At 72.9% G+C, this 20,296-nt stretch carries 19 protein-coding genes; 6 read left to right on the forward strand and 13 right to left on the reverse strand.

The window, feature by feature from the left end; all coding sequences use genetic code 11:
• Nucleotides 1–131 precede the first annotated feature (131 nt).
• The 3 genes from ACZ6BG_RS24730 to ACZ6BG_RS24740 form a co-directional block, all read right to left on the reverse strand.
• Nucleotides 132–563: a hypothetical protein gene (locus tag ACZ6BG_RS24730; protein WP_469005042.1), complete on the reverse strand. Its 432-nt coding sequence runs from the start codon at nt 561–563 to the stop codon at nt 132–134.
• 85 nt (nt 564–648) lie between these two features.
• A complete protein-coding gene (locus ACZ6BG_RS24735) occupies nt 649–1,422 on the reverse strand; it encodes a carbonic anhydrase (RefSeq protein ID WP_469005044.1) in 774 nt (257 codons plus the stop codon).
• A gap of 126 nt (nt 1,423–1,548) precedes the next feature.
• Complete coding sequence (locus ACZ6BG_RS24740; RefSeq protein WP_469005046.1) at nt 1,549–2,973, reverse strand: purine-cytosine permease family protein; 1,425 nt, start codon at nt 2,971–2,973, stop codon at nt 1,549–1,551.
• 272 nt (nt 2,974–3,245) lie between these two features.
• Between ACZ6BG_RS24740 and ACZ6BG_RS24745 the strand changes: the two genes are divergently transcribed.
• Together ACZ6BG_RS24745 and ACZ6BG_RS24750 are read left to right on the forward strand one after the other, a co-directional pair.
• Nucleotides 3,246–4,799, forward strand: a complete 1,554-nt coding sequence (locus ACZ6BG_RS24745; RefSeq protein ID WP_469005048.1) for an aromatic amino acid ammonia-lyase — start codon at nt 3,246–3,248, stop codon at nt 4,797–4,799.
• Complete coding sequence (locus ACZ6BG_RS24750; RefSeq protein WP_469005050.1) at nt 4,796–5,629, forward strand: MurR/RpiR family transcriptional regulator; 834 nt, start codon at nt 4,796–4,798, stop codon at nt 5,627–5,629. Before ACZ6BG_RS24745 ends, ACZ6BG_RS24750 begins: the two co-directional genes overlap by 4 nt.
• A 47-nt stretch (nt 5,630–5,676) precedes the next feature.
• Here ACZ6BG_RS24750 and ACZ6BG_RS24755 read toward each other — a convergent pair whose 3' ends face one another.
• From ACZ6BG_RS24755 to ACZ6BG_RS24795, 9 genes are all read right to left on the reverse strand, one after another.
• Entirely contained in the window at nt 5,677–6,051 is a 375-nt protein-coding gene (locus ACZ6BG_RS24755; protein WP_469005053.1) for a hypothetical protein, read from the reverse strand.
• A gap of 65 nt (nt 6,052–6,116) precedes the next feature.
• On the reverse strand, nt 6,117–6,533 hold the full coding sequence (locus ACZ6BG_RS24760) for a roadblock/LC7 domain-containing protein (RefSeq protein ID WP_469005055.1): 417 nt from the start codon (nt 6,531–6,533) through the stop codon (nt 6,117–6,119).
• An 82-nt stretch (nt 6,534–6,615) separates the two neighbouring features.
• The gene (locus ACZ6BG_RS24765; RefSeq protein WP_469005057.1) at nt 6,616–7,422 is read right to left on the reverse strand and encodes a transcriptional regulator; all 807 of its coding nucleotides are present in this window, start codon (nt 7,420–7,422) and stop codon (nt 6,616–6,618) included.
• The gene (locus ACZ6BG_RS24770; RefSeq protein ID WP_469005060.1) at nt 7,419–7,829 is read right to left on the reverse strand and encodes a hypothetical protein; all 411 of its coding nucleotides are present in this window, start codon (nt 7,827–7,829) and stop codon (nt 7,419–7,421) included. The genes ACZ6BG_RS24765 and ACZ6BG_RS24770 overlap by 4 nt, the downstream gene beginning before the upstream one ends.
• Nucleotides 7,830–8,064: 235 nt before the next feature.
• The gene (locus ACZ6BG_RS24775; RefSeq protein WP_469005062.1) at nt 8,065–9,432 is read right to left on the reverse strand and encodes an APC family permease; all 1,368 of its coding nucleotides are present in this window, start codon (nt 9,430–9,432) and stop codon (nt 8,065–8,067) included.
• Nucleotides 9,433–9,612: 180 nt separating this feature from the next.
• A complete protein-coding gene (locus ACZ6BG_RS24780; protein WP_469005064.1) occupies nt 9,613–10,815 on the reverse strand; it encodes a glycosyltransferase in 1,203 nt (400 codons plus the stop codon).
• Nucleotides 10,816–10,823: 8 nt separating this feature from the next.
• Nucleotides 10,824–11,246, reverse strand: coding sequence for a VOC family protein (locus ACZ6BG_RS24785; protein ID WP_469005066.1), 423 nt, complete (start codon nt 11,244–11,246; stop codon nt 10,824–10,826).
• A gap of 94 nt (nt 11,247–11,340) precedes the next feature.
• Nucleotides 11,341–12,342: a GNAT family N-acetyltransferase gene (locus ACZ6BG_RS24790; protein ID WP_469005068.1), complete on the reverse strand. Its 1,002-nt coding sequence runs from the start codon at nt 12,340–12,342 to the stop codon at nt 11,341–11,343.
• Nucleotides 12,343–12,483: 141 nt separating this feature from the next.
• Nucleotides 12,484–13,125 carry a hemerythrin domain-containing protein gene (locus ACZ6BG_RS24795; RefSeq protein WP_469005072.1) on the reverse strand — a complete coding sequence of 214 codons (642 nt, stop codon included), beginning with the start codon at nt 13,123–13,125 and terminating at the stop codon, nt 12,484–12,486.
• 129 nt (nt 13,126–13,254) lie between these two features.
• On the opposite strand from ACZ6BG_RS24795, the gene ACZ6BG_RS24800 reads away from it, so the two are divergent.
• Nucleotides 13,255–14,142: a LysR family transcriptional regulator gene (locus tag ACZ6BG_RS24800; protein ID WP_469005075.1), complete on the forward strand. Its 888-nt coding sequence runs from the start codon at nt 13,255–13,257 to the stop codon at nt 14,140–14,142.
• 51 nt (nt 14,143–14,193) lie between these two features.
• Here the strand turns inward: ACZ6BG_RS24800 and ACZ6BG_RS24805 are convergent, their stop codons facing one another.
• The gene (locus ACZ6BG_RS24805; RefSeq protein WP_469005076.1) at nt 14,194–15,666 is read right to left on the reverse strand and encodes a type III PLP-dependent enzyme domain-containing protein; all 1,473 of its coding nucleotides are present in this window, start codon (nt 15,664–15,666) and stop codon (nt 14,194–14,196) included.
• Between the two features lie 131 nt (nt 15,667–15,797).
• Here ACZ6BG_RS24805 and hutU point away from each other — a divergent pair, with 131 nt between their 5' ends.
• From hutU to ACZ6BG_RS24820, 3 genes are all read left to right on the forward strand, one after another.
• Nucleotides 15,798–17,471, forward strand: a complete 1,674-nt coding sequence (gene hutU, locus ACZ6BG_RS24810; protein ID WP_469005077.1) for a urocanate hydratase — start codon at nt 15,798–15,800, stop codon at nt 17,469–17,471.
• Nucleotides 17,472–17,713: 242 nt separating this feature from the next.
• On the forward strand, nt 17,714–18,916 hold the full coding sequence (locus tag ACZ6BG_RS24815; RefSeq protein WP_469005078.1) for an allantoate amidohydrolase: 1,203 nt from the start codon (nt 17,714–17,716) through the stop codon (nt 18,914–18,916).
• On the forward strand, nt 18,913–20,268 hold the full coding sequence (locus tag ACZ6BG_RS24820; RefSeq protein ID WP_469005282.1) for a formimidoylglutamate deiminase: 1,356 nt from the start codon (nt 18,913–18,915) through the stop codon (nt 20,266–20,268). The genes ACZ6BG_RS24815 and ACZ6BG_RS24820 overlap by 4 nt, the downstream gene beginning before the upstream one ends.
• Nucleotides 20,269–20,296: the final 28 nt, after the last annotated feature.

Raw genomic sequence — 20,296 nt, forward strand, 5'->3', positions numbered from 1 at the left:
GGCGCCCGGTCCTGACCCGGCCCGTGTCCCTCGCGGGGACCGCCGTCGTCCCGCCCTCCGGGTTCGCCCCGGGGGTGCGGCGGTCCCCGCGCTACGCGCTCTCTCCGTCCGGGCTCGGCTCGCGCTCGGAGCTAGTCCGACCACTCCGACTCCGACTTGCGTGAGCGGCGGAGCGACGAGAGCAGGCCCGTGCCCCGGGCCGCGTGGACTGCGTTGACGCCGACGATGCCGAACCACGTGACGAACAGGCCGGGCAGGTCCGCGTTGACCACGCCGATCGCGGAGAGCGGGATGGCGAGGATCAGGGAGACCACGCCGAAGCCGAAGCGCTCGCCCCAGGAGTCGATGCCGCTGGCGGGGTTGCGCGCGCCCCGGGCCACGATCATCTGCTGCTCGGCCAGGTGCCGGCGCATCTGGCGGTCGATCGTGCTGTCGAGGCGCTTCTCGACCTTTTCGAGGAACGAGTCGACGAGCGCGGACTCGTACTCTTCGCCGAGGTCCTTGCGCGCGTGCAAGGCGGCGTCGAGTTCCTTCTTGAGTTCGGCGTCACGTGGGGCTTCCATAGCCCATACGGTACGCAAGGTCCGCCGCGCCGACAGTGGGGGTAGCCCCCCTTTCGGCACTGGGCCAAGCCCTATGGGCCCCAGGTCAGGGCAGTACGCGCACCAGACCGGAGTCGAGGTCGTAGCGGGCGGCGAGGACCGTGGCGGGCCGGAACGCGGTGTCCGCGCGCAGTGCGTCCCGCATGCGCCGGGCGTGCGCGGCCACGGTGTGGTCGACCCAGTCGCCGGGCTCGTCCCGGCAGGCCCACGCGGACGGGCCGATGCCCTCGACGAGCCGGGTGAGGTGCCCGGGCACCTGCTTGCCGGTGCGCAACTGCTCTATCGTCGCCGCCACCGCCCCGCACCGCTCGTGCCCGAGGACGAGCAGCAGCGGTATGCGCAGCTCGGCCACCCCGTACTGGAGGGAGCCGAGCACCGCCTCGTCCAGGACCTCGCCCGCCGTGCGGATGCACAGCAGATCGCCGAGCCCCTGGTCGAAGATCAGCTCCGGCGGCACCCGGGAGTCCACGCAGGACAGGACCGTCGCGAACGGGTGCTGCTCGTGGGCGACCTCCACGCGCCGCGCCCTGCCCTCGTGCGGATGGTGCGAGCGGATCTTCGCCCAGCGCCGGTTCCCTTCGAGGAGGGCGGCGAGCGCGTCCTGGGCGGTGGCGGGGCGGGTCCGGTCCGAGGCCGGGCGGGCGGGGGCGGGGGCCGCGGAGGCCACGGCGGTGGCGGAGGTGAGCACGGTGGCGGCCGTCGCCGTCAGGAAGGCCCGGCGGTTGGCCGGGGACCTGCGGGTGGGGGCGGGGGGTCTGGGCGGGGTGGTGGGGGATCTGGGCGGGGTGGTGGGGGACATCGGCGGGGTGGTGGCGGGCATGACGCGTCCTTCGGGTCCGGAGCGGGGTGGCTCGGGCGGCAGCGGGGGCGTGCGGCGGTTCAGGGTACGCAGCACCCGCGGGGCGCCAACTCCCCTTGATCCGGGCTTTGTTGATTTCGCGTCAGATCATGACGTGTGCGATACCGGCTCTTGAACCGGCGCCGCGGTCCCGTACAGCGTCCGCTCCGGGATGTGCGCCGTGTTCCGCCGCGCCACGGCCCAGTACAGGAGCGCCGGGACCGCGAGCCCCACCATCCAGGAGATGTCCGCGCCGCCGAGCGGGTCCACCAGCGGGCCGGTGTAGAAGTGCGTGACGAGGAAGGGGAGTTGGGCGAGGAGGCCGACGCCGTAGACGGTGAGGGCGTCCCAGCGCCACGCGCCGTAGCGGCCGTGCGGGTCGGACAGGGCCGGGATGTCGTAGCGCTCCCTGGAGATCAGGTAGTAGTCGACCAGGTTGATCGCCGACCACGGGGTGAAGAAGGTCAGCAGGAAGAGCAGGAAGTCCTTGAAGGACGTCAGGAAGCTGTCCTTGCCGAGGAGCGCGACCGTCGTGCCCGCGACCATGATGAGCGCGATGTACGCCGAACGGCCGCGCGGCGACAGCTCCTTCTGGCCGCGGAAGCCGCTGACGCTCGTCACCATCGACATGAACCCGCCGTAGGTGTTCAGGACGTTGATGGTCAGCTTGCCGAGCGCGATCACGAAGTACAGGAAGGAGGCGACCAGACCGGTGCCGCCGAGCCCCACGACGTACTCGACCTGGTTGCCCATGAACGCCCCGCCCGCGCTCGCCGCCACGAGCACCCCGAACGTCATCGACCACTGCGCGCCGAGCGCCGAGCCGGACAGCGTCCACCAGAACGTGGCCCGCCCCGACGTCGTCCGCGGCAGATAGCGCGAGTAGTCCGCGACGTACGGGCCGAACGCCAGCTGCCAGGAGGCGGACAGGGAGACCGCGAGCAGGAACATCGGCAGGTCGAAGTGGGCGTCGGAGAGGAGCGAGGAGAGGTCGACGCGGTCCAGGAGGCGGATGCCGAGGTAGATGAACGCGAGCGCGCAGATCACGCTGGCCACCCGGCCGAGCGCGTGGATCACGCGGTAGCCGACCGCCGCCATCACCGCCGTGACCGCCGCGAACAGCACGATGCCGGTGGTGTCGTTCGTGTGCGTCAGCTCCGCCGTGGCCTGTCCCGCGAGGACGCTGCCGCTCGCGAAGAAGCCCACGTACATGAGGATGACGAGCAGCAGCGGTACGACGGCGCCGCGCACCCCGAACTGCGCCCGGGACTGGATCATCTGCGGCAGCCCGAGCTTCGGGCCCTGCGCCGAGTGCAGCGCCATCACCGCGCCGCCCAGGACGTTGCCGAGCAGCAGGCCGATGACCGACCACACCACGTCCCCGCCGAACACGACCGCGAGCGCGCCCGTGACCACGGCCGTGATCTGGAGGTTCGCGCCGAGCCAGAGCGTGAACTGGCTGAACGCGGTGCCGTGCCGCTCCGCGTCGGGGACCACGTCGATGGAGCGCCGCTCCACCAGGGACTCTGCCATGCTCGTAACCCCTTAGTTCCTCTTGCTTCGGTTCTTCTTCGCTGCTTCTTCGCTGCTTCTTCGTGAGGACGTCGCCGAGGCGGGTGCGGGCCTTGTGGGCCGCCGGATCGGCCGTGCGGTCGGCGTCGGGGGGCACGACGTGTGAGTCCCTTGCCCGGCTGTATATCGTCATGCAGAGTTCTCGGTACCTGAATAGGTTGTCAATGCTCCGGCGTGAATCACTGGTAACGAGTGCTCGACGGGCGAGATGGGCGGTCCGGTTTGAGGAGGAAATGCGCGTGATGCCGTCTCAAGTCGTGGACGTGGTCGTCCTCGACGGGCTCGGTCTGCCCGTCGTCGACGTCGTCCGCCTCGCCGACTCCGCCGCGCGGCCCGTCGCGGGCACCGACGCCATGAAGCGCGTCGAGGAGTCCTGGCACGCGGCCCGCCAGATCGCCTCCTGGGGCCGCGTGTACGGCCGCTCCACCGGCGTCGGCGCCAACCGCACCGAGGACGTGCCCACCGAGGCCGCCGCCGACCACGGCCTCAGGCTCCTGCGCTCCCACGCGGGCGCCATCGGCGCCGAACTGCCCGCCCGCGAGGTCCGCGCGATGCTCGCCGTGCGCGCCAACCAGCTCCTCGCGGGCGGCGCCGGACTGCGCCCGAGCGTCGTCACCGCGCTGTGCGAGGCGCTGGAGACCGGGGCGTACCCGAAGGTGAACGAGTTCGGGTCCGTCGGCACCGGCGACATCGCCGCCCTCTCCCAGATGGGCCTCGCCCTCGCCGGCGAACACCCCTGGCAGGGCGCGGCGCCCCACCCCCAGCCCCTGGACAACAACGACGCGCTCGCCCTGATCAGCAGCAACGCCCTCACCCTCGGCCAGTCCGCCCTCGCCCTGCACGAGCTGCGCGGGCTGCTCGGCGCGACCCTGGTGGTGGCGGCGCTCTCGCTGCTCGCGGTCGACGGCTCGTACGAGGCGTACGCGCTGCCCGTCCACGAGGCGCGGCGGCACCCCGGCTCCTACTCCGTCGCCGAGCGCATGCGCCGACTGCTCGGCGCCGCCGACCGCCCGACGCCGCCGCTCGGCCGGATCCAGGACCCGTACGGATTCCGCTGCGTCCCGCAGATCCACGGGCCCGCGCACGACGCCGCCGACGCCCTGGAGAACGTCCTGACGGTGGAGATCAACGCGGCCGCCGAGAACCCCCTGATCTCACCCGCGGACATGGCCGCCTATCACCACGGCGGCTTCTACATGGCCCAACTCGCCCTGTCCCTCGACCACTTCAGGCTCGCGGTGACCCAGGCGGCGCGCCTGTCCAGCTCCCGCCTCTCCACCCTCAACGAACCGGCGTTCACCCGTCTGCGCCCCTTCCTGGCCGACGCGGAACCCGCCTCGTCCGGGGTGATGATCCTGGAGTACGCGGCGGGCGCCGCCCTCGGCGACCTGCGGGCGTTCTCCGCCCCCGCCTCGCTCGGCCACGCGGTCCTCTCCCGGGGCGTCGAGGAACAGGCCAGCTTCGCCTCCCTCGCGGCGCGCCAGACGCTGCGGGCGTGCGGCGCCTACCGGCTCGTGGTGGGGTGCGAACTGGTCGCGGCGGTACGGGCGTTGCGGCAGCGCGAGCTGCGCCTCGAGCCCGGGCTTCCGGTGGCGTGGGCGTACGAACTCGCCGCCCAGGTCCTGGAGCGGGACACCGCGGACCGCTCGCTGACGGATGATGTGACGGCAGCGGCCGCCCTCCTCGACCGGTTCACGGAGCTGTGGGAGCACCTGGGCACGGGGGACACCGGGGACGCGGGCGGCGATGAGGGGTTCACGTGGACAGAGCGACGAGGTACGGCATGAGTGACAGTCCCGCGGCGCGGCTTCAGGTGCTCTTCGAAGGGCACCGGCTCACGCCCACCCAACGGCGTATCGCCCACTGCATGGTGCGGCGCGCCGCCGACGCGCCCTTCCTCTCCAGCGTCGAGCTCGCCGAACTCGCCGGCGTCAGCCAGCCGTCGGTGACCCGGTTCGCCGTCGCCCTCGGCTTCGACGGCTACCCCGCGCTCCGCCGCCACCTGCGGGAGGTCGCCCCCGCCGAGGCCGGCGCGGAGGCCGACCTCAACGAGTACCAGCAGGCCGTGCAGGCCGAGATCGAGAACCTGCGCCACCTCTCCGAACTCCTCGCCGACCCGGCGCCGGTGGAGCGGGCCGGGCGCGTCCTCGCCTCCTCCCGGCCGCTGCCCGTCCTCGGGCTGCGGGCCGCCGCGTCCCAGGCCTACGGCTTCTCCTACTTCGCGGCGAAGGTCCACCCCGACGTGCGGCTGCTCGACGAGGGGGGCTCCATGCTGGCCGACCGCGTCGACGCGGCCGTGCGGGCCGGGGCCTCCGCGCTGCTCTGCTTCGCGCTGCCCCGCCACCCCCGCGAGGTCGTCGACGCCCTCGCCTACGCCCGGTCCGCCGGGCTGACCGTGGTCACCGTCGCCGACTCCGCGTTCGCGCCCGTCGCCGCCCACAGCGATCTGCTGCTGCCCGCCGCCGTCGGGACGGGGCTCGCCTTCGACACGGCCTGCGCGCCGATGCTGCTCGGGCGGGTGCTGCTGGAGGCCATGTGCGACGGGCTGCCCGACGCGCAGGCGCGGCTCGAGGAGTTCGATGTGGGGGCGGCTGAGCGGGGGTTGTTCGTGGAGTAGCCGGGCGGGCGGGACCGGGGGGCCGGAAGTCCGCCCGCCCGGGCCGGTCAGACGTCCAGGCTCGACTCGATGCGCTTGAGCTGGTGCCGGGCCATGGCCAGGTTGGCCCTGCTCTTGTCGAGCGCCAGGTAGAGGAACAGGCCGTTGTTGTTGCGCCCCTTCATGAGACGGATGAGGTGGTACTGGGAGCCGAGCGAGATCAGGATGTCCTCGATCTCGTCCTTGAGGCCGAGCAGTTCCATCGTGCGCAGCTTGGCGCGGACGACGTCCGTGTTGCCGGCCGCGGCCACGGCCAGGTCCAGGTCCTTGCCGCCGCCGAGCGTGCCGAGTGCCATCCCGCTCGTGTAGTCGACCAGGGCGGCGCCGATGACACCTTCGATCGACGTGCTCGCCTCTTTGAGCGCTGTCTCCGTGTTGGCCATGAGTGCTGCACTTCCTTTCCGTCTGTTGGATGCCCGTGACGAGGGCGATGAGGGTGTGGTGGGGGTCATGGCGCGGCGTCCTCCGTATCTCCGGTGCCGGCGCCCCGTCCGGTGGCGGCGTCGACCAGCTCGCCGATGAGCACGCTGGAGCGGCGGCCTTCCAGATGCAGCCGGCCCACGTTGACGCGGGGTTCGGCGAGCAGGGTGAGCACCGCTGTGGAACCCGCTGTGTACGTGGCCACATAGCCCTGTTCACCGCGGATCAGCAGTTCCCGGAAGCTGCCCTGGTGGGTGGCCTCGGACAGCCGCAGGGCCACCCCGAGCGCCGCCGCGGTGAGCGCGCAGACGCCCTCGGCCTCGATGTCGGTGGTGTCCTGGGCCAGCACGAGCCCGTCGACGCTGGCGGTCAGGGCGCCTCTGAGCTGGGGTACCCGGGTCCGCAGTCGTCTCAGTTCGCCGAGTACATCGGCTTCGGCAGCCATCAGCTGTCTCCTCCCGGCGCGCTTCCAGGGCACGGTGAACTTCATGGGATCGGGGGCTCGGTCCGACGAGCGGTACGGAGCGTCACAGCGTTGCCTCCAGCGCGTCGCGGAGCCGGCGCAGCAGGGCGATGTCCGGCTCGGCGCAGTCCAGCGAGACGGGCCCGGGGAAGACCGCGGCCGGGTCCGGGGCCCGTGTCTGTGGGCTCTCCACGAGTCCGGCAGCGGCCATGCGTCTGATCTCGACCAGGGTGTGGAACGTGGGACGGCCAAGGGCCCAGGCGATCGCCTTCGGCGTGCGGACCCCGTCGGCGAGCCGCAGCACGGCGCGCTGGCGGCCGGTGACCGTCTGGCCGGGCGCCGTCGGACGGGGCACGACCGGGGCGGTGTCGACGTCCGGGCAGGGCCAGACGCTGTCCAGGAGCGCCCGCCGCCGCCGCGTCTCCCGCTCCACGGCTGCGGTCGGCACCGGGCGCACCCGGCCGAACCAGTGCGTGACGCCGTAGCGGAAGTGGGTGGGCCCGCTCGCCGGGCCGAGGACGAAGAACGCGGCGTCGAACAGCGCGCCGAGGTGGCACAACTCCAGCTCGCCCGCGGTCACCCGGCCGCTGCCGACCAGGTCCCGGCCCACCTCGTGCCGGGCCCCGGCCCGGGTGAGGGCCTCCTGCCAGCCCTGCGCGGGCAGCGCGCCGCCGACCGTGAGCAGCACGTCGAGGCCGGGAGCCGAAGGGCTCTCGGCGTGCACGACGTGCCCCTCCGCGAGGTAGAGGGTGCCCTGGTCGCGCAGGAACGCCCCGGTGGCGCGCTCGTCGGCCAGGCGCATCAGCATCGGGAAGACGGCGGGTGCGGCCGCCGGTGCCTGCGCCGGCGCGCTCGCCCACGCGGCCGTCACATCAGCACCAGCCGCTCGGACAGGTCCCGCAGCCGTATGCGCGCGAGAGCGAGGTTGCCGGTGTGCCGGTCGAGCCAGAGGTAGAGGAAGACGCTGCTGTCGAAGGTCGTCTCCACGAAGCGGATCACATGGAACCCGTTCCTCGTGCTGAGCATGAGATCCTCGACCGGGAGCCGCTCGTCGGGCGGAACCTCGCCCGGGAAGCCGTCGTTCAGATCGACGAAGGCCCGGTACTCGGCCGCCGAGCGCGCCACCTCGGCGGTTTCCGCGGCGGTGGCCTCGTGGTTCTTGTTCGGCGAATCGCCGACTGAACCAAGGGCGAGCCCGCTGGTCCAGTCGACGATCGCTGCTCCCCGCGCGCCGGGCAGTGTCATCGCCTCGAGCAGACACTCGTCAATACCGGGCACGCGGCTTCCCCTTCCCCAGGGTGGAACAGGGGTGGCCCCCACCACCCCACCGGGAGGCCCCAACCGCCCGGTGGGAGGAAAGTACGCAGAGAAGCCGAAGTTCCGTGAGGAATGGGTATTTCCCTCGGGAACATGCCCGAGCTCGACGAGATCGGTTCGGTGGGCGTTTCGGGAACGACTCGTCATTGATCGGGTGTATCGGGCAAGTGATCGAGCCGTCCCCCGGGCCGGTGGGTCAGCCCTCGTCGCGCACCCGCAGTACCACCTTGTTCACCACCCACAGGCCGATGCCGATCGCGAGCAGCACCCCGGCGCGGATGTAGACGTCCGCCGGGCGGTCAGCCAGCGGGCTGGCGAGGATCAGGGCGGTGATCGCGCCGAGGACCGGGAGGGCGGTGGGGGCGCGGAAGTGCGGGTGGTCCACCGGGTCGCGGCGCAGGACGAGGACGGCGATGTTGACGACGGCGAACACGCACAGGAGCAGGAAGGCGGTCGTGTCGCCGAGGCCCTCGATCTCGCCCGTCGTCACCAGGCCGACGGCCAGGACCGAGACGAAGACGATGCCCACGATCGGCGTGCGGCGGCGGGGCAGGACGCGGCCCATGGCGCGGGGCAGGATGCGTTCGTTGGCCATGCCGTAGCAGAGCCGGGAGGCCATCATGATGTTGATGAGGGCCGAGTTGGTGACCGCGAACAGGGCGATCAGGGCGAAGAGTTTGTGCGGGAAGTCCACGCCCCCGGCCTTCACCACTTCGAGCAGCGGCCCGCTGGAGCCCGACAGGGTCTCGTAGTCGACGAGGAGCGACGAGACCAGGGCGACCAGGACGTAGATCGTGCCGGTGACGGCGACACCGATGAAGATCGCCTTGGGGAACGTACGTGTCGGGTCCTTCGTCTCCTCGGCCATGTTCACCGAGTCCTCGAAGCCCACGAAGGCGAAGAAGCCGAGCGCGGTAGCGCCGAGCACGCCGGTCAGCAGGGCGTACCCGGTGCCGTCCGCCTCGAACTCGGTGAGCCTGGCGGGCTCCCCGTCCCCGCTGAGCACCGCCCACGCGCCGATCGAGAGGATGATCAGCAGGCCGGTCAGCTCGACCACGGTCAGCACGACGTTGGTCTTCACGGACTCCGAGACGCCGCGCAGGTTCAGCGCCGCGAGGACCAGGATGAACGTGATCGCCACGAGCGTCGGCGGCAGCGCGTCCCCGGTCAGCTCGCTCAGATAGTCGCCGCTGAAGGCCCGCGCCGCCGCGCTCGCCGACGCCAGGCCCGACGCCATCACCATGAACGCGATGATGAAGGTGAGGAAGGGGACCTTGAACGCCTTCTGGGTGTAGAGCGCGGCCCCGGCCGCCTTCGGGTACTTGCCCACCAGCTCCACGTACGAGGCCGCCGTCAGGATCGCCACGACGAACCCGATCGCGAACGGCAGCCACAGCGCGCCGCCGACCTTTCCCGCGACCTTGCCGGTGGTGGCGTAGATGCCGGTGCCGAGGATGTCGCCGATCACGAAGAGGATGAGCAGCCTGGGGCCGAGCACCCGTTTCAGGCCCGGATCCTCGACCGACGGTGGGCTGGTGGTGCCGCTGGTTCCTGACGTCGTCACAGGAGCCTCCCCCGAGGGTGACGGTGTTGCCGTGCCCGGCGGTGTGCCGTTTTCGGCTGGGAAGGATCTTCTTCCCGGCGGAGGGGCCGATGAAGCGGGAGTTCGGGAACAACCTGGTGTCGGTGCGCGCGGCAGCACCCGCGCTCATCGGCCCCTTTCGTCAGGTTCCGTCAGCTTTCATCAGCCGACCGCGTCGAGCAGCAGCTTCGCGGCCACCGTCGCGCCGTCGGTGCGGACCGCGCCGGCCACCGCGACCGCCTTCGCGCGGGTCTTGGGGGCCAGGGCCGTCTTGAGCGCGACCGACAGGGACTCGAAGGTCGGGACCGGCCCGTCGTGTGCGGCGCCGATGCCGAGGTCGGTGACCCGGGCGGCCCAGTACGGCTGGTCCACGAACTGCGCCACCACCACCTGGGGCGCGCCCGCGAGGGCGGCCGTCGTCGTGGTGCCCGCGCCGCCGTGGTGCACGACGGCGGCCACCCGGCGGAACAGCGCCCGGTGGTTGACCTCGCCGACGGCGAAGCAGTCGGCCGAGTCGTCGACGAGCCCCAGGTCGGCCCAGCCGCGGGAGACGAGGACGCGGCGGCCCTGGGCGCGGACCGCCTCGACGGTCACCCGGGCGACATCCGTCGCGGCGCGCATGGGCATGCTGCCGAAGCCCACGAACACCGGGGCCGTGCCCGCGTCCAGGAACGCCGACAGGTCGTCGGGGAGCGGGCGTTCGTCCGGCAGGAGCCAGGCGCCGGTCTGCACGACGTCGGCGTCCGGCAGCTCCCGCCACGGTCCCAGGACCGGGTCCGCCGCCAGCCACGGCCGGTCGCCGAAGACGTGGTCGCGGACGTTGTCGACCGGCGGCAGACCGAGCGCCGCCCGGTGGGCGTTGAGCGGCGCGCGGTACGACGTGTTCACCTTCTGGGCGTCCAGGTCCCACAGCGCCCGGTTGTCGGTCGTCTCCGGCGGGGCCTGCGGGCCCGGCCGCGGCGACGGCCGGTAGTGCCGCGACGGCATCTCGAACGGGTGGAAGCACGCGTACACGTACCGGATGCCCAGCTTCTCCGCCACCGACCGCGCACCGGCCGGCATCAGCCCGCTCGCCACCAGCACGTCGCAGCCCTCGGCCGCCGCGGCGACGGTCTCGAAGTGCGCCGCGACCAACTCGGCCGCGAACCCGGCCACGTCCGGCGGCGGCGGACCGGTCACCAGCGCGCGCACGGGCCGCCCGAACGGCACCAGCTCCACGCCGACCCCGGCGAGCAGCTCCACGAACTCCTCGTCCGGGGGCGCGCACACCCGTACGTCCGCGCCGAGTTCCCGCAACCGCGCCGCGAACCCGGCCAGCGGCACGATGTCGCCGCGCGACCCGTACGACATCAAGAGCACACGCATGGCGGTCCTCAGCTCGCGTCGCTGTCGGCCGGGGCGGCGTCGGCGGCATCGGGGGCGGTCGCCCACTCGACGAGCTGGACGACGACCCCGTTCGGGTCGGTCAGCTGGAACAGCCGCTCGCCCCACGGCTCCTCGCGCAGCGGCATGGTGATGGGGGCGCCCGCCGCGCGCAGCCGGGCCTCCGCCGCCGCGAGGTCGGTGACGGTGAGCGCCAGGATCAGACCGGCCGCCCGCTGGTCGCGCTGCTCGGGCGGGAGGACTTCCAGGCCCCGGCGGAGCAGGACGACGTCGACGGCGGCGTCCCCGCGCGTCAGGGAGGCGAAGCCGTCGTCGGCCATGGCCACCCGGTAGCCGAGGTGGGTGCACAGGAAGTCGCGGGAGGCGTCCACGTCGTCGACGGTCAGGGAGAGGGTGGAGGCGGATACGTTCATGAGGGCTCCTTGAGGGCTGCGAGGATCATGAGGATCAGGGGGATCAAGGGCAACGCCGGGATCACGAGGTACACGGGATCGGCCGGGAGAGGGATCAGGAGGCGGGCACGTCGAGCTGGAACTCGCGCGTGCGCCGGTAGGTGCGGAACCCCAGGGCGTGGTTGACCGCGAGCATGTGGACGTTGTCGTCGGCGTTGTCCGTCTCGACCTCGGTGACGTCGGGGTGCTCGGCGCGCAGTCGGCGCACCATGGCGGCCTTGACCCACAACCCGATTCCGTGGCCGCGGTGTTCGGGCACGACCGCCGTGTCGTACTGCTGGACCCGGGGCGGTGTGCCCTGGGGGATCAGGATCTCGGTGTAGCCCGCCATGGTGCCGTCGTCGTGGATCGCGGCGATCGTCAGGAGCGTGTCCCCGCGGTCGTCCACCACCTTCGCCATGGCGCGGACGCGGTCGGCGTCCCAGGTCACGCTGCCGAAGTCGAGGTCGCCGACGGGCATGTCGTTCATCGCGTTCTTGGCCGTGGCGAAGGCGTCGGCGAGGTCGTCGGGAACGGTTCCGGTCCAGCCGGTGAGCCGGTAGCCGGGGTGCTCGGCGTCGGCGGCCCTCAGGAGGTCGGCCCCGGCCGGCTCGTCGAGGCGCAGCAGGAGGTGCTCCAGTGTCAACGCCCGGCGAAAGCCCCGCTGTTCGCTGAAGGCCTCACCGGGCCCGTCGGCGGCGGCTTCGGCGATCAGGCTGCGCCGGCCTTCGGCGCGGCAGGCCGCCACGGCCGCCGCGAGGAGGCGGGAGCCGGTGCCGAGGCGCCGGTGCGCGGGGTCCACGTGGAGTTCCAGCTCGGCCAGGTGGTCGCGCCCCGCGGAGGCGAAGAGGCGCAGGCTCGCGACACCGACGGGCATGCCGTCCGCCCCGGCGGCGAGCCATGTCAGCCGGTGGCTGTCCAGGGCGGGCTTGGTGAGCCGGGCGCGGATCGCCTCGGGGCCGGGTGGCGGAACGCCCGGCAGGTCGTGGGCCATGGAGGCGGCGACGACCCGGTGCCAGGCGGCTGCGTCGGCGGCCGTGACGTGCGGGAGCGGGCGGGGCAGGGCGGGCTCGGACAAGGTGGTGACTCCCGTGGTCGAGGCGGTCGAGGTGGTCGAGGCGGTCAAGGCGGTCAAGGCGGTTGGCCGGTCAAGTCGATCGGCTCGGCATGGTGATCGGCTCGGCGCGGTGATCGGGCCGGTCGAGGCGATCAGGTCGCGTCAGGCCGCGGTGCCCGCGCTCCAGCGGTCCAGAGCGGCGTACGCCGGGGCCCACCGGGCGAGGTACGCGGCGCACGTGGACGCGGGCAGCGGAGCGAGGAGCCTGCGCACCGTCGGCTCGTCGGCGCCGTCGAGGAGCCACGGCAGCAGCAGGGGCGCGTCCCGGCCGATCCGCCGGGCCTGCACCCGGCCGAAGCGACCCCACTGCTCGGCCGTCAACTCCCGCAGGGCCAGCGGCAGCGCGGTGTCCTCCTCGTGGTCGAGGTGCCCGGCGAGGCCGCTGGTCAGCGCGTCGGTCAGCTGGCCGACCCGCAGCGGGTCGGCTGCCGGATCGGCGAGGGCCGCGTCGATGGCCTCGACCACCGGGGCGATGGCAGCGTGTTCGGCCTCCATCACCTCCAGGACCACCAGGTCCTTCGGGCGTCCGGCGAGACGGTGGCGCAGCGGCGGCCACAGCGCGTCGTCCTCCGCCGACTGGTGGGCACGCAGCGCCTTCTTCAGGAGCTGCCATCCGGCGGCGGTGGCAAGGACGTGCCGGGGATCGTGGTCCGCGGTGGTGGTGACCCGGTCCAACTGGGCCAGTTCCCGGCGCAGGGCGTCATGCATCGCGTACAGCGCGGTCGGATCGACGGCGTCGCTCATGGGCGTAATGCGGGGCTTTGTACGTGAACTGGCATGCCCCCAACCCTCTTGCGGCCCGCACGTATGATCAATGCGAATTTTCGAGACGTCCGATAACCGCCGGGTTATCGCCAGGGGGCCGGGGGGCCGGTGGAACTGCGGGACATCGAGATCTTCCTGGTCCTCGCCGAGGAACTGCACTTCGGCCGGACCGCGCAGCGGCTGCACGTGTCCCAGGCGCGCGTCAGCCAGGCCATCAAGAAGCAGGAGCGGCGCATCGGCGCCGAGCTGTTCACCCGCACCAGCCGCACGGTGTGCCTGACCGAGGTCGGCCGCCAGTTCCGCGACGATCTGCAGCCGGTCTACGCGGGCCTGCACCAGTCCCTGGAGCGCGCCCAGCTGGCCGCCCGCGGGATCACCGCGCAGCTCCGCGTCAGCATGCTGCCCTTCAACCTCGTCGATCTGCACCCCTACTGGAAGGCGTTCCGCGCACGGCACCCGCAGTGGGGGCTCCAGATCCGCCAGGCCACCTTCACCGACGTGTTCGGCCAGCTCCGCAGCGGCGCCATGGACGTCGTGGTCGCCTGGCTGCCGGTGGCGGAGCCGGACTTCACCGTCGGGCCGACGCTGTGCACCGACTCCCGGATCCTCGCCGTGGCCGCCGACCACCCGCTCGCGGTGCGGGACTCCGTGCCCCTGGAGCTGTTCGCCGACTTCCCGCACAGCACCGCCCTCGCCCTGCCGGACTACTGGGAGGACAGCTATCTGCCCTTCCACACCCCGCGGGGCCGGGCGATCGAGCGCGTCGCGGCCGCGGACAACGCCGACGAACTGATCGGCATGGTCAGCATGGGCGAGATCATCCACAGCTTCCCCGGCCACGTCACCCGGTACTGGGGCATGTCGAACATCCGCTGGCTGCCCGTCCCCGACCTGACGACCATGACCTTCGCCCTGGTCTGGCGGACCGAGGCCGAGAACGACCTCATCCGCGCGCTCGCCGCCACGGTGCGCGACCTCGGCGTGTTCCGCTTCTGAGGGCGCTCCGCCGCTGAGCCGCCCGGCGCTTCTCCGCGCCGACCCGTGGTCTCAGAGCCCGCGCAGCGCGTCCCGCGCCCCGCCGCCCGACTCGGCGACGATCTCCTCCACGCGCTGCTGCTCGCGCACCACCGAGAACCGCACGGCCCCGCCCTCCTCCCGGGGACCCGCGGCGAAGCCGTGGATCGCGGGCCTGGCGAGGCTGTTGTACGAGTAGTGGTGGGCGAAGTAGTACGCGCCGGTGTCGAGCACCGCCACGTAGTCGCCCTGTTCGAGGGGCGGCAGCTCCCGGTCCCGGGCGAGCAGGTCGCCCGCGAAGCAGGCCGGGCCCGCGATGTCCTGGCCGGTGCCGGGGCCCGACTTGGGGCGTCCCTTCGCGTCGTACGCCGCGATCCTGAGCGGCCAGGACTCGGGCGCGTACACCGTGCGCGTGGCCGCCTGCACGCCCGCGTGCGTCAGCGCGATGCCGCGCCCGCCCGCCGACTTCACGTACTCCACCCGCGCGAGCAGCGTCCCGTGCTTGGCGAGCAGCGAGCGGCCGAACTCGGTGACCAGGCCGTAGCGCCCGTCGAGCAGCCCGGGCACCTCGCGCTTGAGGAGCCGCGCGTACTGGGCGAACGTCGGTGTCTGCTCGTCCGAGGCGAAGTTGACGGGAAGCCCGCCGCCGATGTCGAGGGTGTCTATCTGGCGGCGGCCCGCACGGGCGTTGATCTCCTCGGCGAGCGCGTACGCGGCCGCGACACCGGCGGCCATCAGTTCCAGGGGCATGCCCTGCGACCCGGCGTGCGTGTGCAGCCGGGTCAGCCAGGGCCGGTCCAGGTACGCGCGCACGACCCACTCCCGGGCGCCCTCGTCCCGCAGCGGCACCCCGAACTTGGAGGTGGCGGTCGCCGTGGAGAGTGCCTCGATCGCGCCGCCGCCGACCTGCGGGTTCACCCGTATCCCGAGCGGGGAGCGGGTGGGCGCGGACTGGACCAGGGCGTCGAGGCGGGCCAGTTCCTGCGGGTTGTCGGCGTTGACGGCGATGCCGAGGGCGAGGGCCTCGCGCAGCTCCGCCGGGGTCTTGGCGGGGGAGTCGAGGACGGTGTGCGCGGGCGGTATCCCGGCGGCGCGGGCCAGGGCCAGCTCACCGGGGCTCGCCACCTCCGCGCCGATCCCGGCGTCGTGCAGCAGCCGCAGGACCGGGACGAGGGGGGTCGCCTTCACGGCGAAGGCGTGCAGGATCCGGGTGCCGTCCGCGGCGGCCTCGGCGAACGCGGCACGCAGGGCGGCGGCGCCCGCGCGGATCCCGGCCACGTCGAGGAGCCCGGCGAGGGGGGTGTCGGGGCCGACGATTCCCTGCTCGACGGCGGCGCGGACCGCCTGGTCGCGGCGGTCGCCTGCGGGGGCGTCGGCGGGAGCGCCCTGGGGCGGGGCCGCCTGCCCGAGGACCCGCGTGAGCTGGTCCGTCGCGTCGTCGTCCGCCCGCCGGTCCGCCGTGCGGCCGTTGCCGCCCTTGTCGTCGATCTTGTCGTCGAGGCCCATGTGATCCAGACAATCACCCGTGCGCCGCCCCCGCTGCCCCGCTGCGCTATTGACTAGGTCTATTCACGAGCCCAGGATGTGAATATCAGCGTCACAGCATCGAACCGTCACAGCATCGAGGAGGCACTGCCATGTCAGGACCCCGCCCCGTACGGGCCCCGCGCGGTACGGAACTGAGCGCCCTGGGATGGCAGCAGGAGGCCGCCCTCCGCATGCTCCAGAACAACCTCGACCCCGAGGTCGCCGAGCACCCCGACAAGCTCGTCGTCTACGGCGGCACCGGCAAGGCGGCCCGCGACTGGCGCTCCTTCGACGCGATGGTGCGCACCCTGAAGACCCTCAAGCAGGACGAGACGATGCTCGTCCAGTCCGGCCGCCCGGTCGGCGTCATGCAGACCCACGAGTGGGCGCCCCGTGTGCTCATCGCCAACTCCAACCTGGTCGGCGACTGGGCGAACTGGGAGGAGTTCCGCCGCCTGGAGGCGCTCGGCCTCACCATGTACGGCCAGATGACGGCCGGTTCGTGGATCTACATCGGTACGCAGGGCATCCTCCAGGGCACGTACGAGACGTTCGCCGCCGTGGCCGCGAAGAAGTTCAACGGCACGCTCGCCGGGACCATCACCCTCACCGCCGGACTCGGCGGCATGGGCGGCGCCCAGCCGCTCGCCGTCACGATGAACGACGGCGTCGCGATCTGTGTCGACGTCGACCCGCGCGCCATCGAGCGCCGCATCGAGCACCGCTACCTGGACGTGCGGGCCGACTCCCTGGAGCACGCGCTCCAGCTCGCCGTCGAGGCCCGCGACGCCCGCCGCCCGCTCTCCATCGGCCTCCTCGGCAACGCCGCCGAACTGCTCCCGCGGATGCTCGCCGAGGGCGCCCCCATCGACATCGTCACCGACCAGACGTCGGCCCACGACCCGCTCGCCTACCTCCCCGTCGGCGTCGACTTCGACGACATGGCGACGGCGGCCGAGAAGGACCCGGCGGGCTTCACGCAGCGCGCCCGCGAGTCCATGGCCAAGCACGTCGAGGCCATGGTCGGCTTCATGGACGCGGGCGCCGAGGTCTTCGACTACGGCAACTCCATCCGCGGCGAGGCGCAACTCGCTGGCTACGAAAGGGCGTTCGCGTTCCCCGGCTTCGTACCCGCCTACATCCGCCCCCTCTTCTGCGAGGGCAAGGGCCCCTTCCGCTGGGCGGCCCTCTCCGGCGAGGCCTCCGACATCCACAAGACCGACAAGGCGATCCTCGACCTCTTCCCCGAGGCCGAGTCCATTCAAAACGCGTCCCTGCACCGCTGGATCAAGATGGCCGGCGAGCGCGTCCACTTCCAGGGCCTGCCCGCCCGCATCTGCTGGCTCGGCTACGGCGAGCGCGACAAGGCCGGCGAGCGCTTCAACGACATGGTGGCCTCCGGCGAGCTCCAGGCGCCCCTCGCCATCGGCCGCGACCACCTCGACTGCGGCTCCGTCGCCTCGCCCTACCGCGAGACCGAGGCCATGCTCGACGGCTCCGACGCCATCGCCGACTGGCCGCTCCTCAACGCCATGGTGAACGTGGCGTCGGGTGCCTCCTGGGTCTCCCTCCACCACGGCGGCGGCGTCGGCATGGGGCGTTCCATCCACGCGGGGCAGGTGTCCGTGGCGGACGGGACGAAGCTCGCCGGTGAGAAGGTGCGGCGCGTGCTGACGAACGACCCCGGGATGGGGGTCATCCGGCATGTCGACGCCGGGTACGACTCCGCCGAGGCTGTGGCGGCCGAGCGTGGGGTGCGCGTTCCCATGAGGGAGTCCGAGTGAACGAGGAGATCTCCCCCAACCCGCCCCGTCCCGAACCGGGGGCTCTGCCCCCGGACCCCCGCTCCTCAAACGCCGGAGGGGCTGAAACTCACCGGCACACTTCCAGCCCGCCCCGGCACCCTCTGGCCCGTCCGGCGATTGAGGACGAGGCGCGGAGCGCCGACGACGGGGTCCGGGGCGGAGCCCCGGGTCCGGGAAGGGGCGGGGTTGGGGAGCCCCCGGCAGGGCCCACCTTCCTCCAGATGTGGTCCGACCTGAGCCCCATCGGCCGCGACCCCGAGTCGAACGGCTACCGCCGCCACGCCTGGACCGGCGCCGACGCGGACTGCCGCACCTGGTTCCAGGAACAGGCACAGACCCGAGGCCTGACCTACGAGACGGACCGCAACGGCAACCAGTGGGCCTGGCTGGGCGACCCGGCCGCCGGGGACGCCGTGGTCACCGGCTCCCACCTGGACTCCGTCCCCGACGGCGGCGCCTTCGACGGCCCCCTCGGCGTCGTGTCGTCCTTCGCGGCGCTCGACGAACTCCGCGCCAGGGGAGCGAAGTTCACCAAGCCCCTCGCCATCACCAACTTCGGCGACGAGGAGGGCGCCCGCTTCGGCCTGGCCTGCGTGGGCTCCCGCCTCACCGCGGGCAAGCTGACCCGCGAGGCGGCGTACGAACTGCGCGACGCGGACGGCATCAGCCTCCCGGAGGCGATGGAGGCGGCGGGCTACGACCCGTCGGCGATCGGCGCGGACCCCGAACGCCTCGCCCGGATCGGCGCGTTCGTGGAGCTGCACGTGGAACAGGGCAGAGCCCTGGACCTGTCCGGCGACCCCGTGGGCATCGCGAGCGCCATCTGGCCCCACGGCCGCTGGCGCTTCGACTTCCGCGGCGAGGCCAACCACGCGGGCACCACCCGCCTGGTGGACCGCAGGGACCCGATGCTGTCGTACGCGGAGACGGTCCTGGCGGCCCGCCGCGAGGCGGAGCTGGCGGGCGCGGTCGCCACCTTCGGCAAGATCGCGGTCGAGCCGAACGGCGTCAACGCCATCCCGTCCCTGGTCCGCGGCTGGCTGGACTCGCGCGCCGCCGACCAGGACACCCTCGACACCGTCGTCACCGCGATCGAGAAGGCGGCCCGCGAGTACGCGGACCGGCACGGCATCGACCTGGACGTCGTACGGGAGTCCTTCACGCCGGTCGTGGAGTTCCAGCACGCCCTGCGCGACGAGCTGGGCGCGGTCCTGCGGGAGCGCACCGGCCGGGAGATCCCCGTGCTCGGCACGGGCGCCGGACACGACGCGGGCATCCTGTCCGAGTCGATCCCGACCGCCATGCTGTTCGTGCGCAACCCCACGGGCGTCTCGCACTCGCCCGCCGAGTACGCCGCCGAGGACGACTGCCTGGCCGGGGTGCGCGCACTGGCCGACGTACTGGAGGGTCTCGCGTGCCGCTGACGCACACCTACTGGGCGGAGCACGCCTGGCTGGAGCCGAACGTCGAGCCCGGCGTGGCGCTCGACGTCGGGGCCGACGGCCGGATCGCGGCCGTCCGCACCGGCGTCGAGACCCCGCCGCCCGGCGCGACCGTCCTGCGCGGCCTCACCCTGCCCGGCCTCGCCAACGCCCACTCGCACGCCTTCCACCGCGCCCTGCGCTCCACCGTGCAGGTGGGCAGCGGCACGTTCTGGACGTGGCGCGAGGTCATGTACTCCGTGGCCGACCGGCTCACCCCGGAGACGTACCACGCGCTCGCGCGGGCCGTGTACGCGGAGATGGCGCTCGCCGGGGTCACGGCCGTCGGCGAGTTCCACTACCTGCACCACGCGCCCGGCGGCACCCGCTACGCCGACCCGAACGCCATGGGCGAGGCCCTGATCGCCGCCGCGGCCGACGCGGGCATCCGCATCACGCTCCTCGACACTGCGTACGTCGCGTCGGGGCTGCGCAGCGCGGCGGAGGGCGAGCCGCCCAACCGCCACCAGCTGCGCTTCTCAGACGGCACGGCCGAGGCCTGGGCCGAGCGGGTGTCCCTCCTGAAGGAGGGCGGCCGGGAGCACGTGCGCGTCGGCGCTGCCATCCACTCCGTACGGGCCGTGCCCGCACGGCAGTTGGGGACCGTCGCCGAGTGGGCCGCCTCGCGCGGGGCGCCCCTGCACGTCCACCTCTCCGAGCAGACCGCCGAGAACGACGCCTGCCTCGCCGTCCACGGCTGTACGCCGACCCGGCTCCTCGCCGACCACGGCGTCCTCGGCGCGCGCACCACCGGCGTCCACAACACCCACCTCACCGACGCCGACATCGCCCTCATCGGTGGCTCCGGCACCGGCACCTGCATGTGCCCCACCACCGAACGCGACCTCGCCGACGGCATCGGGCCCGCCCCCGCCCTCCAGCGCGCGGGCAGCACCCTCTCCCTCGGCAGCGACAGCCACGCCGTCATCGACCTCTTCGAAGAGGCGCGGGCCATGGAGCTCGACGAACGCCTCCGTTCGCGCACCCGGGGGCACTGGACCGCCGCCGCGTTGCTGCGGGCCGCCTCCGCCGACGGGCACGCCGCCCTCGGCTGGGCCGACGCCGGTTCCCTCGAACCCGGTGGCCTCGCCGACTTCGCCACCGTCGCCCTCGACTCCGTCCGGACGGCCGGGGCCGTGCCGCGGCTCGCGGCGGAGGTGGCCGTCTTCGCCGCCTCCGCGGTGGACGTGCGGCACACCGTCGTCGGTGGCCGCCACGTCGTCCGCGACGGTGCGCACACGTCGGTGCCGGACGTTGCGGCTGCGCTGTCGGAGGCGGTGGCAGCGTTGCACTGACCTTCGCGGGGCGCCCCAGTCCCGCCCC

The sequence above is a fragment of the Streptomyces sp. NPDC041205 genome, from assembly GCF_055591765.1.